The organism is Microbacterium sp. NPDC079176, from assembly GCF_040686675.1.
GTDB lineage: Bacteria > Actinomycetota > Actinomycetes > Actinomycetales > Microbacteriaceae > Microbacterium.
This window is the reverse complement of the sequence record NZ_JBFBLM010000003.1, coordinates 336,886-362,120: the sequence shown is the minus strand read 5'-3', so window position 1 is coordinate 362,120 and position 25,235 is coordinate 336,886. Positions and strand designations below refer to the sequence as shown.

The 25,235-nt window shown below is 68.5% G+C and carries 25 protein-coding genes and 1 tRNA gene; 11 read left to right on the top strand and 15 right to left on the bottom strand.

The features are described from left to right. Positions 1-7: 7 nt before the first annotated feature. Positions 8-1,273 carry a histidine kinase gene (locus AB0P11_RS09135; protein ID WP_056279894.1) on the top strand — a complete coding sequence of 422 codons (1,266 nt, stop codon included), beginning with the start codon at positions 8-10 and terminating at the stop codon, positions 1,271-1,273. Next, positions 1,270-1,962, top strand: coding sequence for a response regulator transcription factor (locus AB0P11_RS09130; protein ID WP_056279892.1), 693 nt, complete (start codon positions 1,270-1,272; stop codon positions 1,960-1,962). Before AB0P11_RS09135 ends, AB0P11_RS09130 begins: the two co-directional genes overlap by 4 nt. Before the next feature lie 26 nt (positions 1,963-1,988). Here the strand turns inward: AB0P11_RS09130 and AB0P11_RS09125 are convergent, their stop codons facing one another. The 3 genes from AB0P11_RS09125 to AB0P11_RS09115 all read right to left on the bottom strand — a co-directional run bounded on the left by AB0P11_RS09125 (position 1,989) and on the right by AB0P11_RS09115 (position 4,114). Further along, positions 1,989-2,942: an aldo/keto reductase gene (locus AB0P11_RS09125; protein ID WP_056279890.1), complete on the bottom strand. Its 954-nt coding sequence runs from the start codon at positions 2,940-2,942 to the stop codon at positions 1,989-1,991. 88 nt (positions 2,943-3,030) lie between these two features. Further along, a tRNA-Thr gene (locus tag AB0P11_RS09120) sits at positions 3,031-3,103 on the bottom strand. Positions 3,104-3,145: 42 nt separating this feature from the next. Then, positions 3,146-4,114: a thioredoxin domain-containing protein gene (locus tag AB0P11_RS09115; RefSeq protein ID WP_363521391.1), complete on the bottom strand. Its 969-nt coding sequence runs from the start codon at positions 4,112-4,114 to the stop codon at positions 3,146-3,148. 229 nt (positions 4,115-4,343) lie between these two features. On the opposite strand from AB0P11_RS09115, the gene ugpC reads away from it, so the two are divergent. Both ugpC and AB0P11_RS09105 read left to right on the top strand, forming a co-directional pair. Next, positions 4,344-5,447: a sn-glycerol-3-phosphate ABC transporter ATP-binding protein UgpC gene (ugpC, locus tag AB0P11_RS09110; RefSeq protein WP_053097292.1), complete on the top strand. Its 1,104-nt coding sequence runs from the start codon at positions 4,344-4,346 to the stop codon at positions 5,445-5,447. A gap of 81 nt (positions 5,448-5,528) precedes the next feature. Next, positions 5,529-6,833 carry a DUF4032 domain-containing protein gene (locus AB0P11_RS09105; RefSeq protein ID WP_053097294.1) on the top strand — a complete coding sequence of 435 codons (1,305 nt, stop codon included), beginning with the start codon at positions 5,529-5,531 and terminating at the stop codon, positions 6,831-6,833. 2 nt (positions 6,834-6,835) lie between these two features. Here AB0P11_RS09105 and AB0P11_RS09100 read toward each other — a convergent pair whose 3' ends face one another. The 6 genes from AB0P11_RS09100 to AB0P11_RS09075 all read right to left on the bottom strand — a co-directional run bounded on the left by AB0P11_RS09100 (position 6,836) and on the right by AB0P11_RS09075 (position 12,390). Continuing rightward, positions 6,836-7,477, bottom strand: a complete 642-nt coding sequence (locus tag AB0P11_RS09100) for an NAD(P)H-binding protein (RefSeq protein WP_363521387.1) — start codon at positions 7,475-7,477, stop codon at positions 6,836-6,838. 10 nt (positions 7,478-7,487) lie between these two features. Next, on the bottom strand, positions 7,488-8,495 hold the full coding sequence (gene rlmB / locus AB0P11_RS09095; RefSeq protein WP_053097298.1) for a 23S rRNA (guanosine(2251)-2'-O)-methyltransferase RlmB: 1,008 nt from the start codon (positions 8,493-8,495) through the stop codon (positions 7,488-7,490). Then, positions 8,488-9,891 carry a cysteine--tRNA ligase gene (cysS, locus tag AB0P11_RS09090; RefSeq protein WP_056279887.1) on the bottom strand — a complete coding sequence of 468 codons (1,404 nt, stop codon included), beginning with the start codon at positions 9,889-9,891 and terminating at the stop codon, positions 8,488-8,490. Before cysS ends, rlmB begins: the two co-directional genes overlap by 8 nt. A 61-nt stretch (positions 9,892-9,952) precedes the next feature. Next, positions 9,953-10,543 (bottom strand): short chain dehydrogenase, encoded by a 591-nt coding sequence (locus AB0P11_RS09085; protein ID WP_056279884.1) that lies wholly within the window; start codon positions 10,541-10,543, stop codon positions 9,953-9,955. Between the two features lie 91 nt (positions 10,544-10,634). Beyond that, positions 10,635-11,840, bottom strand: coding sequence for a 2-C-methyl-D-erythritol 4-phosphate cytidylyltransferase (gene ispD, locus AB0P11_RS09080; RefSeq protein ID WP_363521382.1), 1,206 nt, complete (start codon positions 11,838-11,840; stop codon positions 10,635-10,637). A 67-nt stretch (positions 11,841-11,907) separates the two neighbouring features. Then, positions 11,908-12,390, bottom strand: a complete 483-nt coding sequence (locus AB0P11_RS09075; protein ID WP_053097304.1) for a CarD family transcriptional regulator — start codon at positions 12,388-12,390, stop codon at positions 11,908-11,910. A 136-nt stretch (positions 12,391-12,526) separates the two neighbouring features. Between AB0P11_RS09075 and AB0P11_RS09070 the strand changes: the two genes are divergently transcribed. Further along, on the top strand, positions 12,527-13,063 hold the full coding sequence (locus AB0P11_RS09070; protein WP_053097306.1) for a hypothetical protein: 537 nt from the start codon (positions 12,527-12,529) through the stop codon (positions 13,061-13,063). 91 nt (positions 13,064-13,154) lie between these two features. On the opposite strand, the gene AB0P11_RS09065 is transcribed toward AB0P11_RS09070, so the two are convergent. After that, complete coding sequence (locus AB0P11_RS09065; protein WP_053097307.1) at positions 13,155-13,838, bottom strand: response regulator transcription factor; 684 nt, start codon at positions 13,836-13,838, stop codon at positions 13,155-13,157. Next, positions 13,835-15,052, bottom strand: a complete 1,218-nt coding sequence (locus tag AB0P11_RS09060) for an ATP-binding protein (RefSeq protein WP_072591611.1) — start codon at positions 15,050-15,052, stop codon at positions 13,835-13,837. The genes AB0P11_RS09065 and AB0P11_RS09060 overlap by 4 nt, the downstream gene beginning before the upstream one ends. A gap of 221 nt (positions 15,053-15,273) precedes the next feature. On the opposite strand from AB0P11_RS09060, the gene phoU reads away from it, so the two are divergent. Next, positions 15,274-15,972: a phosphate signaling complex protein PhoU gene (gene phoU, locus AB0P11_RS09055; protein ID WP_053097311.1), complete on the top strand. Its 699-nt coding sequence runs from the start codon at positions 15,274-15,276 to the stop codon at positions 15,970-15,972. Positions 15,973-16,033: 61 nt separating this feature from the next. On the opposite strand, the gene AB0P11_RS09050 is transcribed toward phoU, so the two are convergent. Next, positions 16,034-16,783: a phosphoglyceromutase gene (locus tag AB0P11_RS09050; RefSeq protein WP_053097313.1), complete on the bottom strand. Its 750-nt coding sequence runs from the start codon at positions 16,781-16,783 to the stop codon at positions 16,034-16,036. A 60-nt stretch (positions 16,784-16,843) separates the two neighbouring features. On the opposite strand from AB0P11_RS09050, the gene AB0P11_RS09045 reads away from it, so the two are divergent. Continuing rightward, positions 16,844-17,668 (top strand): class I SAM-dependent methyltransferase, encoded by an 825-nt coding sequence (locus tag AB0P11_RS09045; protein ID WP_363521378.1) that lies wholly within the window; start codon positions 16,844-16,846, stop codon positions 17,666-17,668. Between the two features lie 22 nt (positions 17,669-17,690). On the opposite strand, the gene AB0P11_RS09040 is transcribed toward AB0P11_RS09045, so the two are convergent. From AB0P11_RS09040 to AB0P11_RS09030, 3 genes are all read right to left on the bottom strand, one after another. After that, the gene (locus AB0P11_RS09040) at positions 17,691-18,812 is read right to left on the bottom strand and encodes a folate-binding protein (protein WP_363521375.1); all 1,122 of its coding nucleotides are present in this window, start codon (positions 18,810-18,812) and stop codon (positions 17,691-17,693) included. A 1-nt stretch (position 18,813) separates the two neighbouring features. Then, the gene (locus AB0P11_RS09035) at positions 18,814-19,416 is read right to left on the bottom strand and encodes an FABP family protein (protein ID WP_053097319.1); all 603 of its coding nucleotides are present in this window, start codon (positions 19,414-19,416) and stop codon (positions 18,814-18,816) included. Positions 19,417-19,580: 164 nt separating this feature from the next. Next, positions 19,581-19,868, bottom strand: a complete 288-nt coding sequence (locus AB0P11_RS09030) for a hypothetical protein (RefSeq protein ID WP_053099202.1) — start codon at positions 19,866-19,868, stop codon at positions 19,581-19,583. 72 nt (positions 19,869-19,940) lie between these two features. Here AB0P11_RS09030 and AB0P11_RS09025 point away from each other — a divergent pair, with 72 nt between their 5' ends. The 4 genes from AB0P11_RS09025 to pstS all read left to right on the top strand — a co-directional run bounded on the left by AB0P11_RS09025 (position 19,941) and on the right by pstS (position 25,114). Beyond that, positions 19,941-20,624 (top strand): response regulator transcription factor, encoded by a 684-nt coding sequence (locus AB0P11_RS09025; RefSeq protein ID WP_053097321.1) that lies wholly within the window; start codon positions 19,941-19,943, stop codon positions 20,622-20,624. A 54-nt stretch (positions 20,625-20,678) separates the two neighbouring features. Continuing rightward, on the top strand, positions 20,679-22,844 hold the full coding sequence (locus tag AB0P11_RS09020) for an RNA degradosome polyphosphate kinase (RefSeq protein ID WP_053097323.1): 2,166 nt from the start codon (positions 20,679-20,681) through the stop codon (positions 22,842-22,844). Beyond that, positions 22,841-23,818: an NUDIX hydrolase gene (locus AB0P11_RS09015; RefSeq protein ID WP_053097325.1), complete on the top strand. Its 978-nt coding sequence runs from the start codon at positions 22,841-22,843 to the stop codon at positions 23,816-23,818. Before AB0P11_RS09020 ends, AB0P11_RS09015 begins: the two co-directional genes overlap by 4 nt. A gap of 192 nt (positions 23,819-24,010) precedes the next feature. Next, entirely contained in the window at positions 24,011-25,114 is a 1,104-nt protein-coding gene (pstS, locus tag AB0P11_RS09010; RefSeq protein ID WP_053097327.1) for a phosphate ABC transporter substrate-binding protein PstS, read from the top strand. The last annotated feature ends 121 nt before the right edge of the window (positions 25,115-25,235 follow it).

Genomic DNA, 25,235 nt, shown 5'->3' with positions numbered 1-25,235 from the left:
TCGGCCGGTGACCACCCCGATCAGCCGCAGCACCTCAGTCCGCGAGGACGAGGGGCTGCGGCTGCCGCGTCCCCCCGGCGTCCTGCGCCGTTTCTGGGCGCGGCATCCGGTGGTCGCCGACGTCGTCATCACGATCCTGTGCCTGCTCCTCTCGCTCGTTCCCGCTGGTGCGATCACCCGCGATCTTCCGATGCCCCTCGCTATCGGCGTGGCGATCCTGGTCCCCGCCGCCGTGCTCGGCACGTGCGCGACTCTGCTCTGGCGGCGCAGGCACCCGCTGGTGCCGTTCGTGGCATCTTTCGCACTCGAAGCCCTGTTCCTCTTCGCGCTTCAGCCGATCGGCGCTCCTGTCCTGCTGGTCAGCTGCTACTCGCTCGCCGTGTACCGCTCGTCGCGGGCGGCGTGGACCGGCTTCGGCATCGCGATCGCATCGCTCGCGGCGCTCGCCGGTGCGCTCACCCTCACCGGCGTCATCACTCTGCAGATCGCCGCGAACGCCGTCGTGATGTCGCTGGTCCTCGGACTCATCGGCACTTTGATCGGTGTGAATGTCGGAGGACGCAAACGCTACCTGGCTGCGGTGATCGACCGCTCCCGCCAGCTGCTCGTGGAACGCGATCAGCAGGCCCAGCTGGCCGCAGCAGGCGAACGCGCCCGCATCGCCCGCGAGATGCACGACATCGTCTCGCACTCGCTCACGGTGATCGTCGCCCTGTCCGAGGGCGCAGCCGCGACACCGGATCCCGTGCAGGCGCGAACGGCGGCGTCCTCCGCCGCCGAGACGGCTCGCAGCGCGCTCACCGAGATGCGCGCGATGCTCGGAGTCCTCCGCGCCGATGATTCGCCACTCCCCCTGGCACCTCTCGAGCCGACGCCACCGCAGGAGACGGTCGCAGTGGCGCAGCGCGCCGGTTTTCCGGTGACGCTCTCCGTCACAGGCACCGCCTCGATCTCCACCGCTCTGTCGCATGCGCTCGGCCGCATCGTGCAGGAAGGCGTCACGAACGCCATGAGGCACGCGCCGATGGCGACGTCGATCGAGGTCAGGCTGATCTACGCCTCGGATTCGGTGATCGTCGAGATCCTCAACGACGGCGTCTCCGGCCCTGTCGGCACGACCGGGTTCGGCCTGCGCGGGCTCGTGGAACGTGCCGCGCATTCGGGCGGCACGATCACCTCTGAACCCGTCGAACGCGGTCGGTGGATGCTGCGCGCCGAGCTGCCTGTGTCGCCCGCCGATCCTGCTGACCTCGAACCGAAGGATGCACCATGACCGAGCCGATCAGGCTTCTCCTCGTCGACGACCAGGCTCTCATCCGCGTCGGCTTCCGGATGGTGCTCGACGCCGAGGCCGACATGGTCGTGGTCGGCGAGGCCGCGGACGGGCATGACGCGATCCTCCAGGCGTCCGGACTCCGTCCCGACCTCGTGCTGATGGACATCCGGATGCCGGGGCTCGACGGGATCGCGGCGACCGAGGCCATCGTCCGCGAGAATCCGGACACCCGTGTTTTGGTGCTCACGACCTTCGATCTCGACGAGTACGCCTTCGGCGCAATTCGCGCCGGCGCGAGCGGATTCCTCCTGAAGGACGCGCAGAGGCACGAGATGATCTCGGCGATCCGAGCCATCCACCGCGGTGACGCGGCCCTCTCACCGCGGGTCACGCGGATGCTGCTGGAGCATGTGACCCCGACGCTCGGCGCGACACCTGCAGCGTCCGCCACTGCGACCGAGGACCTGACGGCAGACCTCACCGACCGCGAGCGCGACGTCTTCGTCGAGATCGCGCGCGGCCTCACGAACGCGGAGATCGCTCAGGCGCTGTTCGTCAGCGAATCCACCGTGAAGACGCATGTCGGCAGGATCCTGTCGAAGCTGGGATCCCGCGACCGCATCCACCTGGTCATCCTGGCTCACAGGATGGGTCTGGTCGACGGCGGCCTGTCCTCGGGCTCTTAGCAAGGGCGGAGGACAGGCCGACAGCCTCAGGCCTTCGCCGGTGTCCACTCGGAGACGCGGTTCAGCGTCTCGATCTCGTCCTCGCGCAGTTCCAATCGCGCTCCGGCGAGAAGGTCAGGAACCTGCTCGACCGTCCGAGCACTCGCGATCGGGGCGGCGACCGTCGGCTGAGCACGCAGCCACGCCAACGAGGTCGCCGCGATCGAGGCGCCGTGGGCGTCGCCGATCTCCTCGAGAGCGTCGATGATGCGCAGCCCCGCCTCCGTCGCGTATTTGGCCGCACCGGAGGCGCGCGGCGAGGTCTGACCCTCGACGGCCGTCGAACGGTACTTGCCGGTGAGGAATCCGCTCGCGAGCGAGTAGTAGGGCACCAGGCTCAGACCGAACTCCTGCGCCACCGGGATGATCGTCTCCTCGACGTCGTTGCGGTGAACGAGGTTGTAGTGGGGCTGCACGGCGACGGGCGACGCCGATCCCGTGCGACGGGCGATCTCCACCCACTCACGGATGCGCTGCGCGGTGTAGTTCGACACCGCGACGTTGCGTACGAGGCCGTCTGAGACGAGCTCGCCGAATGCGGTGACCGTCTCCTCCAGCGGCACGGTCTCATCGTCGAAGTGCGCGTAGTAGAGATCGATGGCGTCGACGCCCAGTCGGGCGAGCGATGCCTCGGCGGCCCTGCGCACGTTCGACGCCGACAGCCCGGAGAACTCCGGGTGCTGGCTTACCTTGGTCGCCACGATGACGCCTTCGGGCTTGCGTGACGCGAGCCACTCACCGATGATCGTCTCGCTCTCGCCGCCCGAGTTGCCCGGCACCCACGAGCTGTACCCGTCTGCGGTGTCGATGAAATCGCCACCACCCGCCACGAAGGCGTCGAGCACGGCGAAGGAGGCATCACGGTCGGCTGTCCAGCCGAACACGTTGCCTCCGAGCGAGAGCGGGAAGACGTCTAGGTCACTGTTTCCGATACGAGTCATACCCGGGAGAACGTGTGCTCTGCTCGCACTATTTCCCGTGTGACGATCTGTGTCGTCGAGGGAGGCGCGGATGCGATCCGCTGGACGGTGCCGACTACAGGACTCGAACCTGCAACCCCCGTATTACAAGTACGGTGCGCTACCAATTGCGCCAAGTCGGCGGACACCACCCAGCTTAGCGATGGGCGGCGGGCACCGACGAACTACGGTGCCGGGGTCTCCGAGGGTGCGGGCTCCGTGGTCTCGGTCGGCGCGGGAGTCGGAGTCTCGGTGGCGTAGTACGCGTCGCTCGCGACCGTGAGCACGAACTGCGAGAACTCGCTCGGGTCGTCGAGGGCGCCGACGTAGGCCTCGCCGTTCACGACGATCATGGGCGCGGCAGTGAGCACGAGGTCGTCCGACCCGACGAGCGGGCCCTCCAGCGCACGGGACGTGGCTTCCTTCGCCCAGGTGACGTAGTCCTGATCCTCGATGCACGACCGGACGCTCTTGACGTTGTCCGAGCCGACCGCGCCGGCGATGTCGGCCAGCTGAGAATCGGAGAAGCCGTCGGTGTTCACCTCGGGCTGGTCATCGAGCAGATCGTGGTTGAACGCGTAGAACTGTGCCGGCGAGTGCGTCGCGACACAGGCCGCGGCCGCCGCCGAACGCAGGGAGTACTTGGTGCCGTTCGAGCTCGCGGTGAGCAGCGCGACCGGGTGGTAGGTGACCGTCGCCGCACCCTCCGAGATCCAGTTGACGAGCTGGCGCGCGTTGGCGCGCTCGAATTCACCGGCATCCGGCGACAGGTAGTCGACGTAGATGTGGATGTCGACCGTGCTCGACGTGGTGGGCTCCGGGGTCGGCGTCGTCTCGCCACCCGCCTCGGTCTCCTCCGGGCTCGGAGGCGCGACCGTCTCGTCGGACATCGCGGACGCGCTGATGTCGGAGACGAGGATGCCGTCGTCGTTCATCCCGCCCGGGGTGAGCTGCGGCTTCGAGACCTGTGCAAAGACGGCGAGCGTGATCGCGGTGCCGATGGCGCCGACGGCGACGACGGCGATCGCCCCGAGGATGATTCGTCGCATCACGCGCGCCCTCGACTGCTGGGCATGCACCTTCTGTGCCTTCTCCCGCACGACCTCACGCGAATTGCGAGGGCTGGGGACGTTCGGCGTCTCGTCGCTCGACATCGTTCCTCTAGACAGTCTCAGGGGGGCAGGGTGGCCCCGGACGCCACTCGGGCGGCGAACGCCGCGTTAAGCGGCCGAGATCGATGTTAACCAGCCAGGCTGAGAAATACCCAGATGCACGGGCATCTGCCATACTGATCCCGACCCGATGAGGGGTCACGGCGGATCGCTCCGCCGCTCTATCACTACGGATCGTCCGGCACGTACCTGCCGGTGAAGGAGAAACACAATGGCATCTGTGACTTTCGACGAGGCCACCCGCCTCTACCCCGGCGGAACCCGCCCGGCTGTCGACAAGCTCAACCTCGAGGTCGCTGACGGCGAGTTCCTCGTTCTCGTCGGCCCGTCCGGCTGCGGAAAGTCCACCTCGCTGCGTATGCTCGCCGGCCTCGAAGAGGTCAACGCCGGCCGCATCCTCATCGGCGACCGCGACGTCACCGACGTGCCGCCGAAGGACCGCGACATCGCGATGGTGTTCCAGAACTACGCGCTGTACCCGCACATGACGGTCGCCGAGAACATGGGCTTCGCGCTCAAGATCGCCGGCGTCGGCAAGGAAGAGCGCGCCAGCCGCGTGCTCGAGGCCGCGAAGCTGCTCGACCTCGAGGAGTACCTGACCCGCAAGCCGAAGGCCCTCTCGGGTGGTCAGCGTCAGCGTGTCGCGATGGGTCGCGCGATCGTCCGTCAGCCCCAGGTCTTCCTCATGGACGAGCCGCTGTCGAACCTCGACGCCAAGCTCCGCGTCCAGACGCGCACGCAGATCGCGTCGCTGCAGCGCCGCCTCGGCGTCACCACGGTCTACGTCACGCACGACCAGACCGAGGCTCTGACCATGGGCGACCGCATCGCCGTGCTGAAGGACGGACTCCTCCAGCAGGTCGGTTCGCCGCGTGACCTGTACGAGAAGCCCGAGAACGTCTTCGTCGCCGGCTTCATCGGCTCGCCCGCGATGAACCTGTTCAGCGCAGACCTGGCAGACGGCGGCGTGCGCTTCGGCACCGAGGTCGTCCCGCTCGACCGCGACACCGTGGGCCGCGCCAACGGTTCGCAGGTCACCGTCGGCGTCCGCCCGGAGGACATCACCGTCGGGCCCGCCGACGGCAAGGGCCTCTCGGTCGTCGTCGACCTCGTCGAGGAGCTCGGCGCTGACGGTTACCTCTACGGTCACACCGAGATCAACGGCAAGCGCGCCGACCTGGTCGCACGTGTCGACGGTCGCAGCCACCCCAACGCCGGTGAGACCGTCACCCTCGCGGCGAACGCGGGCCACGTGCACGCGTTCGACATCGAGTCGGGCGTTCGTCTGAACGACAAGCCGATCGTCTCCGCCTGATCGGACCCACTGACGCGGCGCGGGCTGACTTCGGTCGCCCGCGCCGCTTCTTTCTTTTCCGCCCCGACCCACTGGAGAGACATGCAGGATGCGCTGCGGATCACGGCGAGCTCGATCGACCCGGCCCTGCTCGCCCTCCCCTGGTCGACCCCCCTCGGCAAGTGGCCGTCCGAGCAGATCGTGTCGCTTCCCAAGGGGCTGTCACGGCATCTGGTGCGCTTCGCCGACCTCTCGGGCAAGGTCGTCGCGGTCAAAGAGACGACCGATGAGATGGCGAGGCGCGAGTACGAGATGCTCGGCAACCTGGCCAGGCTCGATGTGCCCTGCGTCGACCGCGTCGCCGTGATCGCGGGGCGATCGGATGCCGCCGGCGAGCCGCTCCCCGCCGCGCTCGTCACCTCGCACCTGCGCTTCTCCATGCCGTATCGCGCCCTCTTCACCCGGGTGCTGCGCCCCGACACGGCGAATCGCCTGGTCGACGCCCTCGCGGTGCTCCTGGTGCGCTTGCACAACGTCGGCTTCTACTGGGGCGACGTCTCGCTCTCGAACACGCTCTTCCGCCGGGACGCCGGCGCTTTCGCGGCCTACCTCGTCGACGCCGAGACCGGTGAACTGCACGAGGAGGGACTCACCGACGGGCAGCGCCTCTACGACCTCGACCTCGCCCGCACCAACATCGCCGGGGAGATCATGGACCTCGCGGCCGGCGGACGGCTCGAGCACGGCGTCGACGCGGTCGCGATCGCCGACGGCATCGTCTCGTCGTACCACTCGCTGTGGGCGGAGCTGACGGTGCAGGAGTCCTTCGCCGCGGCGGAGACCTGGCGCATCACGGAGCGCGTCGAACGCCTCAACGCCCTCGGATTCGACATCGACGAGATGTCGATGTCGACGACCTCCGACGGCACGGTCGTCGAGATCCAGCCGAAGGTGGTGGATGCCGGACACCACCAGCGCCGCCTGATCCGCCTCACGGGCCTGGACGTCGAGGAGAACCAGGCCCGCCGCCTGCTCAACGATCTCGACGAGTTCCGTGCCCGTTCGACCAAGCAGTGGGTCGACGAGGAGATGTACGCGCACGAATGGCTGACCCGCGTGTTCGAGCCCGTTGTGCGTGCGATCCCCTGGGAGCTGCGCGCCAAGCTCGAACCCGCAGAGGTGTTCCACCAGGTGCTCGAGCACCGGTGGTATCTCTCTCAGGCGCAGGGACGCTCAGTCCCGCTCGCCGAGGTCCTCACGAGCTACATCAACGAGGTGCTGCGCCACCGCCGCGACGAGGCGACCATCATGGGCCCGCCCACCGAGACGATGAGCCTGCCCGTCATCACAGGCACGCACTCCGTCGCCGATGACGACGACGAGGTCGACTGGCGCGACCTCGTCTGAGGTCAGTACCCGACCGTGAAGCGTCCGCGACGGTGCACCGGGCGCTCGATCTCGTCGACCACCGCGACCGCGAAGTCCGCCCCCGAGATGAAGGACTTGCCCTCGGCGTCACGCACGAGCACATCTCCACCATCGCGATAGTGACCGGTGCGCTCACCCTCGGCCCAGGGTCCGAAGACCTCGGCCGGGTGGATGAAGAACCAGTCCAGCGACCGGTCCGTGCTCTGGAGCAGTGCGAGCGAGTCGATGCCGACCTGTGCCTCGTGCTTGTACTCCTCAGGGAAGTCGAGGTCGAAGAGGCGCGGGCCATCCGGGGCGACCAGGCTTCCACCGGCGCCGCCGACCACGCCGAGACGGGTGCTCGTATCGGCGAGCTCCGCGATGACGTTCGTCAGCGCCTCGAGCACGCGGTCCGCCATGTCGCCACGCGGCGAGAGGGCCGAGACGACGGCATCCGCTCCGTCGAAGGCGTTCGCGAGCGACGAGGCGTCCAGCGCCGAGCCCTGCACGTACGAGGCGCCGTCGACAGCATCGGTCGGCGTGCTGCGTGAGATCGCGATCACGTCATGGCCGCGGCTCACCGCCTCGGACACGATGTGGCGTCCGGCGTAGCCGGTTCCTCCGAGCACGACGATCCGAGCCATGACTTCTCCCCTACTTCTTCGCGTTGCGGATGGACGACACCTGGTAGAGCGCGACCGAGGTCGCGATGCCGGCGTTGAGCGATTCGGTCACAGCCGAGATCGGGATCGACACGATCTGATCGCAGGTCTCGGCGACCAGACGCGAGAGGCCCTTGCCCTCTGAACCGGTCACGATCACGACGGGGCGGTCGGCCAGCTGCAGCTCGGGCAGCAGGACGTCGCCGTCGCCGTCGAGGCCGAGCACGAAGACGCCCTGCTTCTTGAACTCCTTGAGCTGCGTGGTGAGGTTGGTCGCCAGCGCGACCGGCACGCGTGCCGCAGCACCGGCACTCGTCTTCCAGGCTGCCGAGTTCACACCGGCCGAACGACGCTGCGGCAGGATGATGCCGTGTCCGCCGAACGCACCGGTCGAGCGGATGATCGCGCCGAGGTTGCGGGGGTCGGTGATGCCGTCGAGGGCGACGAACAGCGGGACCTCGCCCTTGTCGATGACGGCCTCGAGGAGGTCCTGCGGGTGCGCGTACTCGTAGGGCGGCACCTTGACGGCGACGCCCTGGTGGACTCCGTCGAAGCCGGCCATGCGGTCGAGCTCCTGACGCGTGACCTCGAGCACCGGGATTCCGCGGTGGGTGGCGATCGACAGCATCTCCTTGACGCGGTCGTCCATCTCGACGCGCTGCGCGATGTAGAACGCCGACGCGGGGATCTTCGCCCGGAGAGCCTCGAGCACCGAGTTGCGGCCGGTGACGACCTCGACCTCGGTGGTGTTGTCCTTCGCGCGGGCCGAGCGGTTCGGGTTTCCGCCGGACGTCTGACGCTGCCCCGGCTTGCCCTTTCCACCCGATGCCGCATAGCGCTCGGCCGCGGCCTTGCGCTTGCCCGCCGGGTGCCAGGCGCGATCCTCCGCCTTCGGGGTCGGTCCGCGGCCCTCGAGGGACTTGCGTCCGAGTCCGCCGGTGCCCTTGGTGGGGCCCTTCTTCTTGCCGTTGCTTGCGCCGGGGCGCTGTGGCTTAGCCATCGATACTCCAATGAGTTCCGGCCGGAGAGTCCTCCAGCGTGATTCCTGCCGCGGCGATCGCATCACGGATGCGATCGGCCGCCGCCCAGTCCTTGTCAGCGCGCGCCTGCGCGCGCTGGGTGATCATCGTCTGCACGAGCGCGTCGAGAGCAGAGGCCTGCGCATCGCCCGTCGAGGCGACACCCACGCGCTCGAATCCGAGGACGTCGAGCATCGCGAGCACCTCGCTCCTCGCCGTCCCGGCGCCGTCGGCATCACCGGCGTCGAGCGCCGCATTGCCCGCGCGCACGGTGTCGTGCAGGACTCCGAGCGCTTGCGGGATGCCGAGGTCGTCATCCATCGCGGTGGCGAACGCCTCGGGCAGCGACGTGCGCTCCCCCCAGCCGAAAGTCTTCGGAAGCATGCGCTCTGCGCGCTCGACGAACGTGCGGATGCGGCCGAGTGCCGCCTCTGCCTCGGTCCAGGACGACTCCGAGAGGTCGAGGCTCGAGCGATAGTGCGCGGCGGCGAGTGCGTAGCGCACCACCTGCGGATCCCGCTCCGAGAGCACGTCGCTCGCCAGGGTGAAGTTGCCCAGAGACTTCGACATCTTCTGTCCGCCGACCGTCACGAGGCCGTTGTGCACCCAGTAGCGTGCGAAGCCGTCTCCGGCGGCGGTCGACTGGGCGAGCTCGTTCTCATGATGGGGGAAGCGCAGGTCGAGGCCTCCGCCGTGGATGTCGAACTCGGATCCGAGGTAGCGCTTGGACATCGCCGAGCATTCGATGTGCCAGCCGGGGCGACCTGCGCCCCAGGGCGACTGCCACACGGCATCCGCCTGCTCGTCGGGCTTGGCACCCTTCCACAGCGCGAAGTCCTGCGGGTTGCGCTTGCCGCGAGGGTCGGCATCCTCCGCCGCCTCCATCGCGTCGACGGACTGGTTCGTCAGCGACCCGTACTCCGTCCACGAGCGGACGTCGAAGTAGACGTCGCCGGAACCGTCCGGTGCAGGGTACGCGTGGCCGCGCTCGATGAGGATCGCGATCAGCTCCTGCATCTGCGGGACGGACGCCGTCGCGCGCGGCTCATAAGTCGGGGACAGGATGCCGATGCCGGCATACGCTGCGGTGAACTCCTGCTCCATGCGGTACGCGAGCGCCCACCACGGCTCGACGTCCGTCGCGTTGACGAGCACCTTGTCGTCGATGTCGGTGACGTTGCGCACGAACGTGACGCGGCCGTAGCGGTGAGTCAGCCAGCGCCGCAGGAGGTCGAAGCTCAGCGCCGCTCGGACGTGACCGATGTGAGGGCCGGACTGCACGGTGGCTCCACAGACGTACATCGTGATGTTCTCGGGATCGAGAGGCACGAAGTCGCGCAGCTGCTGTGCGCGGGTGTCGTAGAGGCGGAGAGTCACCGCACAAGCTTACCGGGCGGCGCAATCCGAAGACTGGGTGTGCCCCCGGCCCTGCCGCCGCTCAGTCGACCGGGTAGACCTGCCCGGTCTGCACGCCGAGCACGCTCTTCGCGAAGGCCTGCCCCACGCGGTGCGACGACACGGGCACGAAGCCGGGGAACGACGAGTGATACGACGGTGCGTCCGCGAGCACCGACGGGCTCACGGCGTTGATGCGGATGCCGCGGGGCAGCTCGGTCGCCGCGGCGACGACGAAGGACTCGATGGCTCCGTTCGCGAGCGACGCCGCGGCGCCGGTGGCGATCGGCTCGCGCGAGAGGATGCCGGAGGTCAGCGTGATCGAGCCGCCGTCGCGCACATACGACGTGCCGATGCGCACGACGTCGAGCTGCGACAGCACCTTGCCGCGGAAAGCCGCTTCGTAGTCGCTCCGGCTCAGCTCGTCGAGCGAGCGGAAGGGCACCTCTCCCACGGCGACGATCACGGCATCGATCTGTCCGACCGAGGCGAAGAGGTGCTCCACCGACGCCGAGTCGGTGACATCGACGGACGGCTCGCTGCTGCGCGACGCCGAGATGACCTCGTGTCCGGCCAACGCGTCGACGGCCGTGCGGCCGACCTGTCCACTGGCTCCGATGACCAGGATCCTCATGCTGCCTCCTCCGGATCGCGCGACGATCGCACGACGTTCTCCGACAACGAGCGCGGATGCTGAGACATTCCCGCGCAATCCGCGACGCCTGTCAGACCGCATGCACCATCGCGACTGCCGTCACCGCGATCCCCTCGCCTCGCCCGGGAAACCCGAGTCCGTCGGTCGTGGTCGCCGTGACGGAGACCGGCGCGCCACCGAGCGCGGTGGACAGGACCTGCTCCGCCTCCGCGCGTCGCGTGCTGAAGCGCGGTCGATTGCTTTGGAACTGCGCCGAGACATTGCCGATCGCGAAGCCGGCCTCGGCGAGGATCTCCCGGGTGCGGGCGAGGAAGACGTCCGCGTGTGCGCCGGCGTACTCGGGGTGTGCGGTGCCGAAGTGCTCGCCGATGTCTCCGAGCCCTGCAGCGCCGAGCAGCGCGTCCACGATCGCGTGAGCGACGGCGTCGCCGTCGGAGTGCCCGGAGAGCGCCGGCTCCCCCGGCCACTGCAGGCCGGCGAGCCACAGGTTCCCGTCTCCTCCGAATGCATGCACGTCGGTGCCGAGGCCGACCCGGGGTCCCGTCCACGTCGGGGCGAGATCGGGTGCCGGAATGGCGACAGCCGCCAGCAGCTGGCGGGCGCGCTCGAGGTCGGCGGACGTGGTGATCTTGAATCCGCTGGGCGAACCCGGGATCTGACGCACGAGGTGTCCGGCAGCGGCGAACAGCGCCGCATCATCGGTGTACTCGACGTCCGAGCCGCTCGCAGCATCGTAGGCGGCCTCGAGAAGGGCGCGCGGAAACCCCTGCGGCGTCTGCGCTGCCGCGAGCTCGGAGCGATCCACCGGCGCGATGACCGCGTCTCCCTCGACCCGCTTAAGCGTGTCGACCACGGGGAGCGTCGGGATGACCCCTGTCTCGCCGTCGATCGCCCGGGCCACGGCGTCGATCACTTCCGGCGGGGTCAGCGCGCGCGCCGCGTCATGCACGAGAACTCGCGTGACGTCTCCCCACAGGGCCTTCAGACCGGCGGCGACCGACTGCTGTCTGTTTTCTCCGCCCGTCACGACCCTGCCGAGGTCGACGCGATCGCCGGCCGCAGCACGCACCTCGGTCTCCGCGTCGCCCTCGAACCCTGCGGGGGCGACCACGATGACCTGGGCGGGCCCCGCCGCGAAGACGCCGTCGAGCGCGTGGCGGAGGATCGAATGGCTGTCGATGCCGACGAACGCCTTGGGCGCTCCGGCATTCAGTCGCGTGCCGGAGCCGGCGGCGACGACGATGATCGCGGTGTCAGGGACGGGAAGCATGCTCACCAGGTTCACGTTACCGGCGCGCACGAAAAAAGGCGGATGCCGAAGCACCCGCCTTGTCTCGATCCGCTCAGGAAGCGAGGACCTCGTCGAGCAGCGCGCTCGCCTTGTCCTCGTCGGTCTTCTCCGCCAGAGCCAGCTCCGAGATGAGGATCTGACGAGCCTTCGCCAGCATCCGCTTCTCACCGGCCGACAGACCGCGGTCCTGATCCCGACGCCACAGGTCGCGGACGACCTCGCTCACCTTGATCACGTCGCCGGAGGCGAGCTTCTCGAGGTTCGCCTTGTAACGACGAGACCAGTTCGTGGGCTCTTCGGTGAACGGAGCGCGGAGCACCTCGAACACGTTGTCGAGCCCCTCCCGGCCGATGACATCGCGGACCCCGACCAGATCGACGTTCTCCGCAGGCACCTCGATGATGAGGTCCCCCTGGGTCACGTTGAGCTTCAGGTATTTCTTCGCCTCACCCTTGATGATGCGCTCCTTGACCTCGATGATGGTCGCAGCGCCATGGTGCGGATAGACGACAGTTTCGCCAACCTCAAAAAGCATAAAAACTTGTCCTTTCGGCAACCTCAAGGATACCACAGGGGACATGCGCTAAGGTTCGCGCCGCCGCGTCCTCGGGCGGTGCCCCGCATGCGCATAGAATGGGACGCGGATATCCCGTCGTACCTCAGGAGGACCCGTGAAATCGCGCCTTGTTGCGTCTGCCGCCATCAGCGCCCTCGTTCTTCTGGGCGCGACGGGCTGCACGTTCATCTCGCCGCAGGCGACGACGATCGAATACTCCGCCTCCGACGGCGTCAACGTCTCGGACTCCGACGGCCCCATCGACGTGCGCAATGCCTTCATCGTCGCGAACGAAGACGGATCGGTCGGCAACTTCATCGGCGCCGTGGTCAACCCGACCGCCGACAAGGCGACGCTCACGATGACCGTGTCGGGCTCCGATGAGCCGTTCACCGTCTCCGTGCCCGCGGGCAAGACCGTCAGCTTCGGTGCCGACGAGGAACCGCTGCGCATCGACGGACTCGACACCATGCCCGGCGCGACCATCGAGATCCACTTCCAGTCGGGCGACGGTGCCGGCACGAAGACTCAGGTTCCCGTTCTCGACGGCACTCTGCCGTACTACGCCGACCTCGTGCCCACGGAGCAGAAGTCGACACCGACGCCCGAGCCGGCCCCCACGGACACGGCTGCCCCCGCTCCGGCGGAGTGAGCCGGCGCATACGCTGACGAAGAGGCCGACACCCTGCGGGGTGCCGGCCTCTTCTCCGTCATGGGGACGGGCGTGCCGTCCGACGACTGCGTCAGCCCTCGAAGCGGTACCCGAGACCGCGAACCGTGACGAGCATGACGGGCTCCCCCGGGTTCTCCTCGATGCGGGAGCGGATCCGCTTGATGTGCACGTCGAGCGTCTTCGTGTCTCCGAAGTAGTCGCTCCCCCACACGCGGTCGATCAGCTGACCGCGCGTGAGCACTCGACCCGAATTGCGCATCAGCACCTCGAGGAGCTCGAATTCCTTCAGAGGCATGTTGATCTGCTGTCCGGCGACCGAGACGGTGTGGCGATCGATGTCGAGCGAGACGCGTCCCCCGTCGAGCACGCGCTCGTCGAGCTCGCTGTCGGCCTGCACCACGCGACGAAGGACCGCGCGCATCCGGGCGAGCAGCTCGCGGGACGAGTACGGCTTTGTGACGTAGTCGTCGGCGCCGAGCTCGAGTCCGACGACGATGTCCACCTCCGAGTCCTTGGCCGTGACCATGATGATCGGCACCGCCGAGGTCGAGCGGATCTGCCGGCACACCTCGGTGCCCGGCATGCCAGGCAGCATCAGGTCGAGGAGCACGACGTCGGCGCCGCGCTCGCGGAAGGCGGCCAGCGCCCCTGGACCGTCCTCGGCGATCTCGACCTCGTACCCCTCTCGGCGCAGGAGGTAGGCGAGCGGGTCGGCGAGGTCGGGCTCGTCTTCGACGAGAAGGATGCGGGTCATGCGTTCTCTCCGTTTCGGACGCGAGCAGCGGCCTTGGCCGCTTTGCGCTCGCGCTTCTTCTTGTTCTTCTGGTCCTTGTCGATGCTCGGGGGAGCGTCGATCCTCGGAAGCCTGATGGTGAAGGTCGAGCCTCGTCCGGGGCGCGACCAGAGGCGTACTTCGCCGCCGTGGCGCTGTGTCGCATGCTTGACGATCGAGAGTCCGAGCCCCGTTCCGCCGGTGCGGCGGGACCGCGCCTCGTCCGCCCGGTAGAAGCGCTCGAAGATCCGCTCCCGATCCGCCTCCGCGATCCCGATGCCCTGGTCCGAGACCGCCACTTCGACCACCCCTTCATCGGCCTTCACACCGATGCCGACGCGCGATCCCTTCGGGGAGTAGACGATCGCGTTGGCGATGAGGTTGCCGAAGGCCTCGATGAGGATCTGCGAGTCGCCGCGCACCCAGACTCCGCGATCGCCACCGCGGGCGAGTTCGACCCCGGCGGAGTCGGCCTGCACGACGTGCGCCTCGAGCGCGGTGGCGAGAACCTCGTCGATCGAGACGGGCCGCACATCGGACAGCGCATCGTCGGTCTGCAGTCTCGAGAGACTCATGATCCGACCGGTCAGCTGACCGAGACGAGCGGCTTCGGCCGAGATCCGGGTGGCGAAGTGGCGCACCTGAGCAGGGTCGTCGGCCGCCGATTCGATCGCCTCGGCGAGCAGAGTGACGGCTCCCACAGGGGTCTTGAGTTCGTGGCTGGTGTTCGCCACGAAGTCTCGGCGCATCTGATCGAGGCGCTCCTGCTCCGTGACGTCGCGGATGATCAGCAGCGTCATGCGCGGACTGATGGCGCTCGCCCGAGCCGACACGAGCCGTGGATCGAGGCTGAGCCCGCCGCGCGTGATGCGCAGCGACTCGGTCGCCGAACTGCCCTCGATGCGTCCGCCACGCACGAGCTGACGCAGCTCGGGGTTCTCCAGGGGTGCGCCCACCTCGATGCCGAACCTGGTCGCCGCCTTCGAGACGGCGAGCACGAGTCCGGAGGAGTCGACCACGCATGCTGCATCGTCCATGCTGCCGAGCACGGCGGTCACACCCTCCGGGACCACGAGCGAGGTCTCATCGGCCACGCGCGCCCGCGCACGATATGCCCAGGCCACGAGAAGGGAGAGGCCGACGCCGATCACGAGGCCGACGGCCAACGCGAGCAGCGCGATCTGCGGCAAGGTCATAACCCCAGCGTAGAGTGCGTTCACCCGCGGATCGGCGGGTTCGCCCGCCCCTGAGCCACGGCGAGAAGTACTATTCACGTGCTGGGCACCGTTCGTTAACCTTCGGAGCAGACAATCGCTTTCGGGCCTGTGCGGGAGCGCTGTGCTCTCCTCTCGTGCGAGCGGCCCGGCCGTCTCGCGTTGACACCACAGCCGAGACCCGAACGAAAGGTTGCGCCGACATGCGCGAAGTCTTCCATCAGTCCCTCGAGGACCTGCAGTCCCAGCTCGTGGAGATCGCCGACCTCGTCACGGTCTCCATCGACAAGGCCACCCGCTCCTTCGCCACGAGCGATGTCGAGCTGGCCGAAGAGGTCATCGCCGATGACGCCAAGATCGATGCGCTGGCCGTGGCGCTCGACGAGCAGGCCATCGAGATCCTGGCCCGCCAGCAGCCGGTCGCGCGAGACCTGCGCGTCGTCGTCACCGCGCTGCGCGTGAGCGCCTCGCTCGAGCGCATGGGCGACATGTCCGAGCACATCGCCCAGCTCGCGCGCCTGCGCTTCCCCGAGCGCGCGATCCCGAAGGGCCTCAAGGGCACCTTCACGAAGATGGGCGAGCTGGACGTCGAGATCTCGCGCACGCTCTCCGAGCTGCTGCGAACCCAGGACCTGAAGCTGGCCGACACCATCCGCAACACCGACGACGACATCGACGAGCTGCACGCCAGCGTCTTCGAGAAGGTGCTCAGCGACAACTGGAAGGGCGAGGCCACGGCGACGGTCGACGCGACGCTCGCCAGCCGCTACCACGAGCGCTTCGCAGACCACGCGGTCGCGGTCGCCAAGAAGGTCATCTACCTGGCGACCGGCGACTGGCGCATCGAGGAGGAGGACATCGCCCTCGCGGTCGAGCAGCAGCAGGAGCTCGGCCACGCCTGAGCGCCGATGACACGACGAAGGGGGCGGATGCTGTCAGCATCCGCCCCCTTCGTCTGCGGTGTTACTTCTTGCCCTGCGCTGCCACGGCGGCAGCACCGGCGGCGGCAGCCTCGGGGTCGAGGTAGCGGCCGGGACCGGTGGGGACGTTGTTCTCGTCGAGCTCGTACACGAGCGGGATGCCGGTGGGGATGTTCAGCTCGGCGATGTCATCGTCGCTGATACCCTCGAGGTGCTTCACGAGGCCGCGCAGCGAGTTGCCGTGCGCAGTGACGAGGACCGTCTTGCCTGCTTCGAGGTCGGGGACGATCGCGTCGTCCCAGTACGGCAGCAAACGATCGATGACGAGCTTCAGCGACTCCGTCCGCGGCACCTCGCCGTCGATGCCGGCGTAGCGCACATCATTCACCTGGCTGAACTCGCTGTCGTCGTCGAGCACGGGCGGCGGCACGTCGAATGAACGGCGCCACAGCTGGAACTGCTCCGGACCGAACTCCTCGAGCGTCTGCGCCTTGTCCTTGCCCTGCAGAGCCCCGTAGTGACGCTCGTTGAGGCGCCACGAGCGCGTGACCGGGATCCACAGACGGTCGGCCGCGTCGAGCGCGATGTTCGCGGTCTGGATCGCACGGCTGAGCAGCGAGGTGTGCAGCACGTCGGGCAGGATGCCCGCCTCGGCCAGGAGCTCGCCGCCGCGGCGGGCCTCGTTCCGGCCCTGCTCGTTCAGGCGGACGTCCACCCATCCGGTGAAGAGGTTCAGTTCGTTCCACTCGCTCCGGCCGTGACGGAGCAGGATCAGGGTGCGCTTCGAAGTCATGGCCCCAGTTTATCGGCGCAGCCGGACGCGTCCGCGCCCATGCCCTGCGAGGATTGACGCATGGCGTCATCTCCCCTCGGTCGGCCGACCCGCGGCACCACCGGGACGAACAGGCTGCGCCGCAACGACCGCTGGATCGCGGTGAGCCCCGCGTTCCGCCGCGCCACGGATCCGCTCGTCATCGACCTCGGCTACGGCGCCAGCGGGGTGACCGCCTTCGAGCTCGCCACCCGACTGCAGCGCGTGCGAGCGGATGCCGAGGTGCGCGGCCTCGAGATCGATCCGGTCAGAGTCGCGACCGCGACTCAGCAGCTGGTCGAGGTGCAGGCAGGGAACACCGCCTTCTCGCCCGATCTGCGCGTCTCCTTCGCCCGCGGTGGATTCGAGGTGCCTCTGCCTGCCGGGCGGCGCCCCGCGGTGATCCGCGCGATGAACGTGCTCCGCCAGTACGACGAGTCCGATGTCGCCGCGGCCTGGAGCACGATGGCCGGGCGCCTCGCTCCCGAGGGTCTGCTCGTCGAGGGCACCTGCGACGAGATCGGTCGGGTGTCGAGCTGGGTCGACGTCGACCCGACCGGATCGCCGCTCCGGTTCACGATCTCGCTGCGTCTCGCGGATCTCGAGCATCCGAGCATCGTCGCGGAGCGGCTGCCGAAAGCGCTGATCCACCGCAACGTGCCCGGCGAGCGCGTGCACGCCCTGCTCGTCGACCTCGATCGCGAGTGGAGCCGTGCGGCGCCGTTGTCGGCCTTCGGAGCGACGCAGAGATTCCTGGGCGCGGTCGCCGCTCTGCGCGATCAGGGCTGGCCCGTGCTCGGCGTCAAGAGCCGGTGGCGACTCGGTGAGCTCACGCTCCCGTGGAGTGCGGTCGCACCGCTCCCCTGAAGGGCGCTTCTCGCCCCGCGAGTCAGCCCGCCTGGCGCGGATCCGGTGCGCTCGGGCGTCGGGACAGTCGGGTGATACGAGGGATGTCGGCCGTGGCACCGGCATCCGCCGGCACGATCACCTGCTGCGTCGCGGCGATGTCGACCCCCTCGGCGCGGACGACGAGATCGCCGACCGGCGTGCGACGCGACAGGATCGCGAGGGCGATGGGTCCGTCTTCATGGTGCCGGGCGACCGACGTGATGTGACCGACCTCGTCGTCGCCCGCGAGCACCGCATCGCCGACCGCGGGCAGCACGGCCTCGCTGCCGTCGAGGTGCAGTGCCGCGAGCCTGCGCGGCGGGTGACCCAGGTTGTGGACCTTCGCGACGGTCTCCTGTCCGCGGTAGCAGCCCTTGTTGAGGTGCACGGCGGTGCGGATCCAGTCGGACTCGTGCGGCAGCGAGCGCTCGTCGACCTCGGCCGACCACCGCGGTCGCCAGGCGGCGATGCGCAGTGCCTCGGCGGCGAGGAGTCCGGCGACCTCTTCCGGTGAGAGCGTCGCTGCCAGCGCATCTGCTGCCTCGGCGGTCGCGATGGCGACTTTCCAGGCGAGGTCTGCACCCGGGTGATCGAGGACCTCGGCGTACTGGTGACCGCCCGCGCTCACGCGCTGCCACGGATCGGTCCAGATCAGCGGTGCGCCTGCAGGAGCGGATGCCGCAGCTGCCGCATGCTCAGCCGCCCCGCCTCCGTCGACGAAGCCGAGCAGCGCGAGATCGGGACGCACCGCGACGGTGGCCTGTGTGCGGAACTTCATCCGCGTCAGCCAGGTCGCCAACGCCTCGGCGTCGCCGGCATCCGCGATGAGCCAGGTCGATGCCCCGTCGTCGAGGACGCCGGCGGCGTGCTCGACGCGCCCCTGGGGATCGAGCACGAGCATCTCGGTGCTCTCGCCGGGCGCGAGCCGACCGACGGACTGCGAGGAGATGGAATCCAACCATCCGAGTCGTTCGGGGCCCGCGACCTCGATGACCGTCCGGTCGTCGAGCGGCACGATCGCCCCGCCTGAGGCGAGGCGACGCTGCTCACGGAACGCGTCGCCGAAGTGGGCGATCCCGCCGTCGCCGGTCACAGCGCCGGGGATGCCGGAGAAACCGGTCATGTCAGACCTTGGCCAATCGTGCCGACGCGTGCGCCCGCATAGGAGTGCCGAGAGCCGCGATGTCCCAGGCCCAGAGCAGGTGGTTGTCGACGAGTCCGTACATGCGCGTCGCGGCGCCGTACTCCTTGGCACCCGCACCGCGGACGATCGCGTCGGAGGCGATGTCGATGCGCGGACCGTTGATCTCGCCGAGGTAGAGCTCGAGCGTCCCGTCGGCGTGTGCGAGAGAGACCTCGATCGGGAATCCGCCCGATGCCGCGCGCAGTTGCTCGACGTCGTCGACTCCGCGCGTGACCGGCTCGGTCAGCGGCGGCAGCAGCCCGGGGCCGGGATCGGCGGCGGTGGCCGGACGGCTGAGTCTCCAGAAACCGGTCTCGGCGACGAGCGGGAGGGAGACCGCCTGGTCGTCGCCGGTGAACGTCGCGGTGGCCGAGTAGTTCAGGAACGGACCGCCGTCGTGGCTGAAGCTCACGCGATGCGTGAACTCACCCTGTAGACGCTCGTCGCCGACCGGATAGTCGATGACGCCGGTTCCCTCCCAGACGCCGATGAGCCACGAGAGCGGCGCGAGGTCGGCGGGGAGATCGGTGGGGAGCTCGAGCACGATGCTCAGCGCTGGCCGCGGAAGAGGTTTCTCAGCACGACGACCGAGACGAAGGCGATCGCGAGGCTCGCCAGGCCCAGGAGGCCGATGAAGAAGAGTTCGAGCGCCATGAGATCCATGGCCACCACTTTACCCTGCGGTAGACCCGGTGTCTCGTCTGCGGATCAGGTGAGGAGTGCGGCCAGGCCGAAGCCGACGGAGATCACGCCCATCAGCAGCAGCGCGCCGATCGTGCTGGCGCCCACACGGAAGATGAAGCCCTGTGTGCGCCCGTACTGCAGCTGCACGGCGAAGGAGAGGAGCACGATCGCGCCGAACGCGACGAGCAGCCACGGCACCCGCCACTCCTCGGCGACGAAGATGCCCACGCCGACAGCGGCCACCAAGGCGACGGCCCAGACGATGAGCACGCCGACGAAAGCATTACGCGGTGCGAGCGCTGGATCCGTCATGACTCCATTGTCACCCATCAGCGCCCGGTATCATTGCGGCACGGCGTACCCCGCCGTCCGGAAGGAGTGCGTGTGGCCCAGGTCCTGGTGTTGACCAATGCTCCGGTCTCGGAGCAGGTCCTGCCCGCACTCGAGCTCCTCAGCCATCGAGTGCGTCAGATCCCGGCCGAGCCCGCCCAACTCGTGAGCGCCCCCGAGTACGACATCGTGATCGTCGACGGTCGTCTCGATCTCGTCGGGGCGAAGTCCCTCTGCCGCCTGCTGCGGGCCACAGGGCAGGACGCCCCGCTGCTGCTCGTCGTCACCGAGGGCGGCATGAGCGCCCTCTCGGGCGAGTGGGGCATCGACGACGTGCTGCTGTCGACTGCGGGGCCAGCCGAGACCGACGCGCGGGTCAGGCTCGCACTCGCACGCCGTGACGAGGTCGCCGAACCGACCCGCGTACAGGCGTCGGGCGTCACGATCGACGAGCAGTCCTATTCGGCGAAGCTCCGCGGACGCCCGTTGGACCTCACCTACAAGGAGTTCCAGCTGCTGCACTTCCTCGCCACGCACCCCTCTCGCGTGTTCACCCGCGAGCAGCTGCTCAGCGAGGTGTGGGGATACGACTACTTCGGCGGCACCAGAACGGTCGACGTGCACGTCCGCCGACTGCGGGCGAAGCTGGGCGACCAGGAGCAGATCATCGGCACGGTGCGCAACGTCGGCTACCGATTCAACGTCTACGACGAGGAGCCGGTCGCCGCTGCGCGCTGACGCACGAGAGGTCAGTTCACGCGCGCGACACCTCACGGTGCTTAGATGTACCCCATGATCGATCCCGCACTCGCCGACGCAGGTCTCGGTGACGCTGAAGATGACGACTTCGATGCCATCGAGTCCCCGGACGCGCTCCTCCCCGACCACCGCTACCTCGATCGTGAGCTGAGCTGGCTCGCGTTCAACCAGCGCGTGCTCGAGCTGGCGGAGGATCCCTCGCTCCCCGAACTCGAGCGCGCGAACTTCCTCGCCATCTTCGCGAGCAACCTCGATGAGTTCTTCATGGTCCGCGTCGCCGGGCTCAAGCGTCGCATCGTGACCGGCCTGGCCGTGCCCACCAACATCGGCCGCTCCCCCGCCGACGCCCTCGCCGACATCGCTCGCGAGGCGCACGCGCTGCAGCTGCGCCACGCCGACGCGTGGAAGTCGCTGGTGCGACCGGCTCTCGCCGAATCCGGCATCGAGATCACCGAATGGTCCGAGCTCAGCGACGACGAGCGGTCCAAGCTCTCCGAGTACTTCGGCGCGCAGGTCTTCCCCGTCCTCATGCCGCTCGCGGTCGACCCCGCGCACCCCTTCCCGTACATCTCGGGACTGTCGCTCAACCTCGCCATCCGCATCCGCAACGCCCGCACCGGCCGCCAGGAGTTCGCCCGCCTCAAGGTGCCGCCCATGCTTCCCCGCTTCGTCGAGGTGCCCGGAACCGGCGAGATCAAGCGCTTCCTGACGCTCGAGGAACTGATCGCCAACCACCTCGGCGACCTCTTCCCCGGTATGGAGGTCCTCGATCACCACGCCTTCCGCCTGACCCGCAACGAGGACGTGGAGATCGAGGAGGACGAGAGCGAGAACCTCATCCAGGCGCTCGAGGCCGAGCTGCTGCGGCGCCGCTTCGGCCCGCCCATCCGCCTCGAGATCACGGACGACATGGACGAGGTCACGATGGACCTCCTCGTGCGCGAGCTCGAGATCACCGACCAGGAGATCTACCGCCTGCCCGGGCCGCTCGATCTGCGCGGCCTGTTCGACCTGTCGCGCATCGACCGACCCGATCTCCGCTACCCGCCGCATCTGCCCACCACCGCGGTCGCCTTCCAGCCCACCGGCAGCAACACGCGGGCCGACATCTTCAAGGCGATCCGCAAGTCGGACGTGCTCGTGCACCACCCGTACGAGTCGTTCACCACCAGCGTCGTGGCGTTCCTCGAGCAGGCGGCGCGCGACCCGCACGTGCTGGCCATCAAGCAGACGCTCTATCGCACCTCGGGTGACAGCCCGATCGTCGAGGCGCTGATCAACGCCGCCGAGTCCGGCAAGCAGGTGCTGGCGCTGGTCGAGGTCAAGGCCCGCTTCGACGAGGCCAACAACATCGTCTGGGCGCGCAAGCTCGAGAAGGCGGGAGTCCACGTCGTCTACGGCCTCGTCGGACTCAAGACCCACTGCAAGCTCGCCCTCGTCATCCGCGAGGAGGACGGCGTGCTGCGCCACTACTCGCACATCGGCACGGGCAACTACAACCCGAAGACCAGCCGCATCTACGAGGACTTCGGGCTGTTCACCACCGACGCCCAGGTGGGCAAGGACCTCACGCGTCTGTTCAACGAGCTCAGCGGCTACGCGATCGAGAAGAAGTTCAAGCGCCTCCTCGTGGCGCCGCTTCACCTGCGCAAGGGACTGGTGCGCCAGATCGACCACGAGCGCCGCAATGCCGAGGACGGCAAGCCCGCCGGCATCCGCATCAAGGTGAACTCGATGGTCGACGAAGAGGTCATCGACGCTCTGTACCGCGCCAGCGCCGCCGGCGTGAAGGTCGACGTGTGGGTCCGCGGGATCTGCAGCCTGCGCACCGACCTCGAGGGCATCAGCGACAACATCACCGTCCGCAGCATCCTCGGCCGGTACCTCGAGCACTCGCGCATCTTCGCATTCCACAACGACGGCGACGCCCAGGTCTACATCGGCAGCGCCGACATGATGCATCGCAACCTCGACCGCCGCGTCGAGGCGCTGGTGCGCGTCACCGACCCCGTCCACATGAAGGATCTGCTCGATTTCTTCGATCTCGCCATGGACCCGGGAACCACGTCGTGGCACCTCGGAGCCGACGGCGTCTGGACCCGCCACGCCGAGGATGCCGCAGGCAAGCCCCTCGTCGACCTGCAGGACAAGACCATGGGGTTGATCCAGCGGCGTCGTCGAGCACGGGCGGTTCGATGAGCGCGCACACGAGCACCCAGACCGCACGGTCGAAATGGACGGACAAGGCCGTGTATGCGGCCGGCGCGGTCGTGTGGAGGCTCATCGACGGCAAGCTGCGCATCCTCCTGATCCATCGCACGAAGTACCGCGACGTCACGCTCCCCAAGGGCAAGGTGGATCCCGGCGAGATGCTCGCCGAGACCGCGGTGCGCGAGGTGCATGAGGAGACCGGCATCCGCGTCTCCCTCGGCGTGCCCGTCGGCGTCAGTCGATACCACCTGCCGTCGAGCAAGCAGAAGGTCGTGCACTACTGGGCGGCCGAGGCGACGGCCGACGCGATCCGCGCCTCGACCTTCGTGCCGAACCGCGAAATCGCCGCGCTCGAATGGGTGAGCGTCAAGAAGGCCCGCGCCCGGCTGAGCTACCCCGTCGACATCGAGATCCTCGACTTCTTCACGCAGCTCGTCGACGACGGCGTGCTGCGCACCTTCCCGATCATCGCTCTGCGTCATGCGAAGGCGCTCTCGCGCTCGGACTGGGACGGGGCGGATGCCGCACGGCCTCTGACAGACCGCGGCGAGCAGCAGGCGAAGTCGATCGTCGGTCCGCTGCGGGCCTTCGGTGTGCGCAAGATCATCACGAGCGATGCCGTGCGCTGCATGCAGACCGTGGCGCCCCTCGCGAAAGCCCTCGACCGCAAGACCGTCACCACCCCGAAGATCAGTCAGGATGCGTGGGAGGACGGCGACGACGATCTGCGTTCCGTGGTCGGCCGGCGCGTGCGCTCCGGCAAGCCCGCGGTGCTGTGCAGCCATGGCCCGGTCCTCCCCGGAATCCTGACGGAGATCGCGCTGGCGACCGGCACCGTCCGCGGCTCGTACGTGAGCAGCGCAGCCGACCTCGAACCGGCCGCCTTCTCGGTCGTTCACCTCTCGGCGTCGAATCCGGGGTCGGGGATCATCGCGATCGAGACGCACATCCCCAAGGCGTGACACCGACCGGCTCGCGCTGCGAGCCGTGGGAAGGCCGCAACCGGTTCCGGGTGCGGCCTTTCACATGCCCCAGAGAGACGCGTGCCGTTCACCTCCCGTTCACCTGCGCGGGAGAGTCTCGTTAACCGCCGCACATAGCGTCACTGTGTGCCCTGCACCGGGCCCCACCCATCAAAGATCGAAGGATCCACAGTGAAGATCTCCCGAATCGCACGTATCGGCGCCGTCGGCGCCGTTGCCGCTCTCGCACTCGCCGGCTGTGCCGCGAACGAAGGCGGAACCGGCGGCTCCACCGACGCCCCGAGCGAGTCCACGCTCTCCGGCACGATCGAGGCCACCGGCGCCTCCTCGCAGGAGGCCGCGCAGCAGTCCTGGGTCGCCGCATTCCAGACCGCCAACCCCGACACGACGGTGAACTACACCGCCACCGGTTCGGGCACCGGCCGCGAGAACTTCATCGCCGGCTCCTCGAACTTCATCGGCTCCGACCGCGCGTTCGACGCCGACGAGCTCGCCGCAGGCGGCTTCGGCTCCTGCACCTCCGACGACATCGTCGAGATCCCCGTCTACATCTCGCCCGTCGCCGTCGCGTTCAACCTCGAGGGCATCGACGAGCTGAACCTCGACGGCCAGACCATCGCGAAGATCTTCTCCGGCGCCATCACCAACTGGAACGACGCCGCCATCGCCTCGCAGAACGAGGGCGTGGAGCTTCCCGACCAGGCGATCGTCCCCGTGCACCGCGCAGACGCGTCGGGCACGCAGGAGACCTTCACCAAGTACCTCAGCGCCGTCGCCCCCGACGTGTGGACCTACGAGGCCAGCGACGAGTGGCCGCTGTCGACCGGTGAGGCCGGCGACGGCACCTCGGGCGTCGTCGACGCGATCACCAACGGTGTCGGCTACATCGGCTTCGCCGACGCATCGCGCACCGCTGACCTGGGCCAGGTCGCCGTCGAGGTCGAGGGCGAGTACGTCGCGTACTCCGCCGAGGCAGCCGCAGCGCTCGTCGAGGCTTCCCCGCTCGAGGAGGGTCGCTCCGACCACGACCTCGCGTACGCCGTCGACCCGGCCGCAGCGCCCGCCGGCTCGTACCCGATCGCACTCGTCTCGTACCTCATCGGCTGCGTCGAGTACGACGACGCCGAGACCGCCGGTCTCGTGAAGGCGTACTTCCAGTACGTCGCGTCGGCCGAGGGCCAGGACGCTGCAGCAGAGGCCGCGGGCAGCGCCCCGATCTCGGACAGCCTGCGCGAGCAGATCAACACGGCGATCGACGCGATCGTCACGGAGTGATCGACGGCTCAGCACACCGCTGAGCCCCGGTCCCGACGCCCCCGTGGTGTCGGTCGTAGGACTCGACCGACACCGCGGGGGCACCCGCATGAAAACCCCGAACGTCCCTCAGAGCCTGGAG

Bases quoted from the DNA above. Each gene is read 5' to 3' on its own strand.
- phoU (WP_053097311.1), top strand. From the start codon at position 15,274: ATGCGCGAAGTCTTCCATCAGTCCCTCGAGGACCTGCAGTCCCAGCTC.
- AB0P11_RS09060 (WP_072591611.1), bottom strand. From the start codon at position 15,052: ATGACCTTGCCGCAGATCGCGCTGCTCGCGTTGGCCGTCGGCCTCGTG.
- rlmB (WP_053097298.1), bottom strand. From the start codon at position 8,495: ATGGCTAAGCCACAGCGCCCCGGCGCAAGCAACGGCAAGAAGAAGGGC.
- AB0P11_RS09045 (WP_363521378.1), top strand. From the start codon at position 16,844: ATGGCGTCATCTCCCCTCGGTCGGCCGACCCGCGGCACCACCGGGACG.
- AB0P11_RS09125 (WP_056279890.1), bottom strand. From the start codon at position 2,942: ATGACTCGTATCGGAAACAGTGACCTAGACGTCTTCCCGCTCTCGCTC.
- AB0P11_RS09085 (WP_056279884.1), bottom strand. From the start codon at position 10,543: ATGAGGATCCTGGTCATCGGAGCCAGTGGACAGGTCGGCCGCACGGCC.
- AB0P11_RS09100 (WP_363521387.1), bottom strand. From the start codon at position 7,477: ATGGCTCGGATCGTCGTGCTCGGAGGAACCGGCTACGCCGGACGCCAC.
- AB0P11_RS09075 (WP_053097304.1), bottom strand. From the start codon at position 12,390: ATGCTTTTTGAGGTTGGCGAAACTGTCGTCTATCCGCACCATGGCGCT.
- AB0P11_RS09020 (WP_053097323.1), top strand. From the start codon at position 20,679: ATGATCGATCCCGCACTCGCCGACGCAGGTCTCGGTGACGCTGAAGAT.
- ugpC (WP_053097292.1), top strand. From the start codon at position 4,344: ATGGCATCTGTGACTTTCGACGAGGCCACCCGCCTCTACCCCGGCGGA.
- AB0P11_RS09015 (WP_053097325.1), top strand. From the start codon at position 22,841: ATGAGCGCGCACACGAGCACCCAGACCGCACGGTCGAAATGGACGGAC.
- AB0P11_RS09065 (WP_053097307.1), bottom strand. From the start codon at position 13,838: ATGACCCGCATCCTTCTCGTCGAAGACGAGCCCGACCTCGCCGACCCG.
- AB0P11_RS09105 (WP_053097294.1), top strand. From the start codon at position 5,529: ATGCAGGATGCGCTGCGGATCACGGCGAGCTCGATCGACCCGGCCCTG.
- AB0P11_RS09115 (WP_363521391.1), bottom strand. From the start codon at position 4,114: ATGTCGAGCGACGAGACGCCGAACGTCCCCAGCCCTCGCAATTCGCGT.
- AB0P11_RS09130 (WP_056279892.1), top strand. From the start codon at position 1,270: ATGACCGAGCCGATCAGGCTTCTCCTCGTCGACGACCAGGCTCTCATC.
- AB0P11_RS09040 (WP_363521375.1), bottom strand. From the start codon at position 18,812: ATGACCGGTTTCTCCGGCATCCCCGGCGCTGTGACCGGCGACGGCGGG.
- AB0P11_RS09050 (WP_053097313.1), bottom strand. From the start codon at position 16,783: ATGACTTCGAAGCGCACCCTGATCCTGCTCCGTCACGGCCGGAGCGAG.
- AB0P11_RS09030 (WP_053099202.1), bottom strand. From the start codon at position 19,868: ATGACGGATCCAGCGCTCGCACCGCGTAATGCTTTCGTCGGCGTGCTC.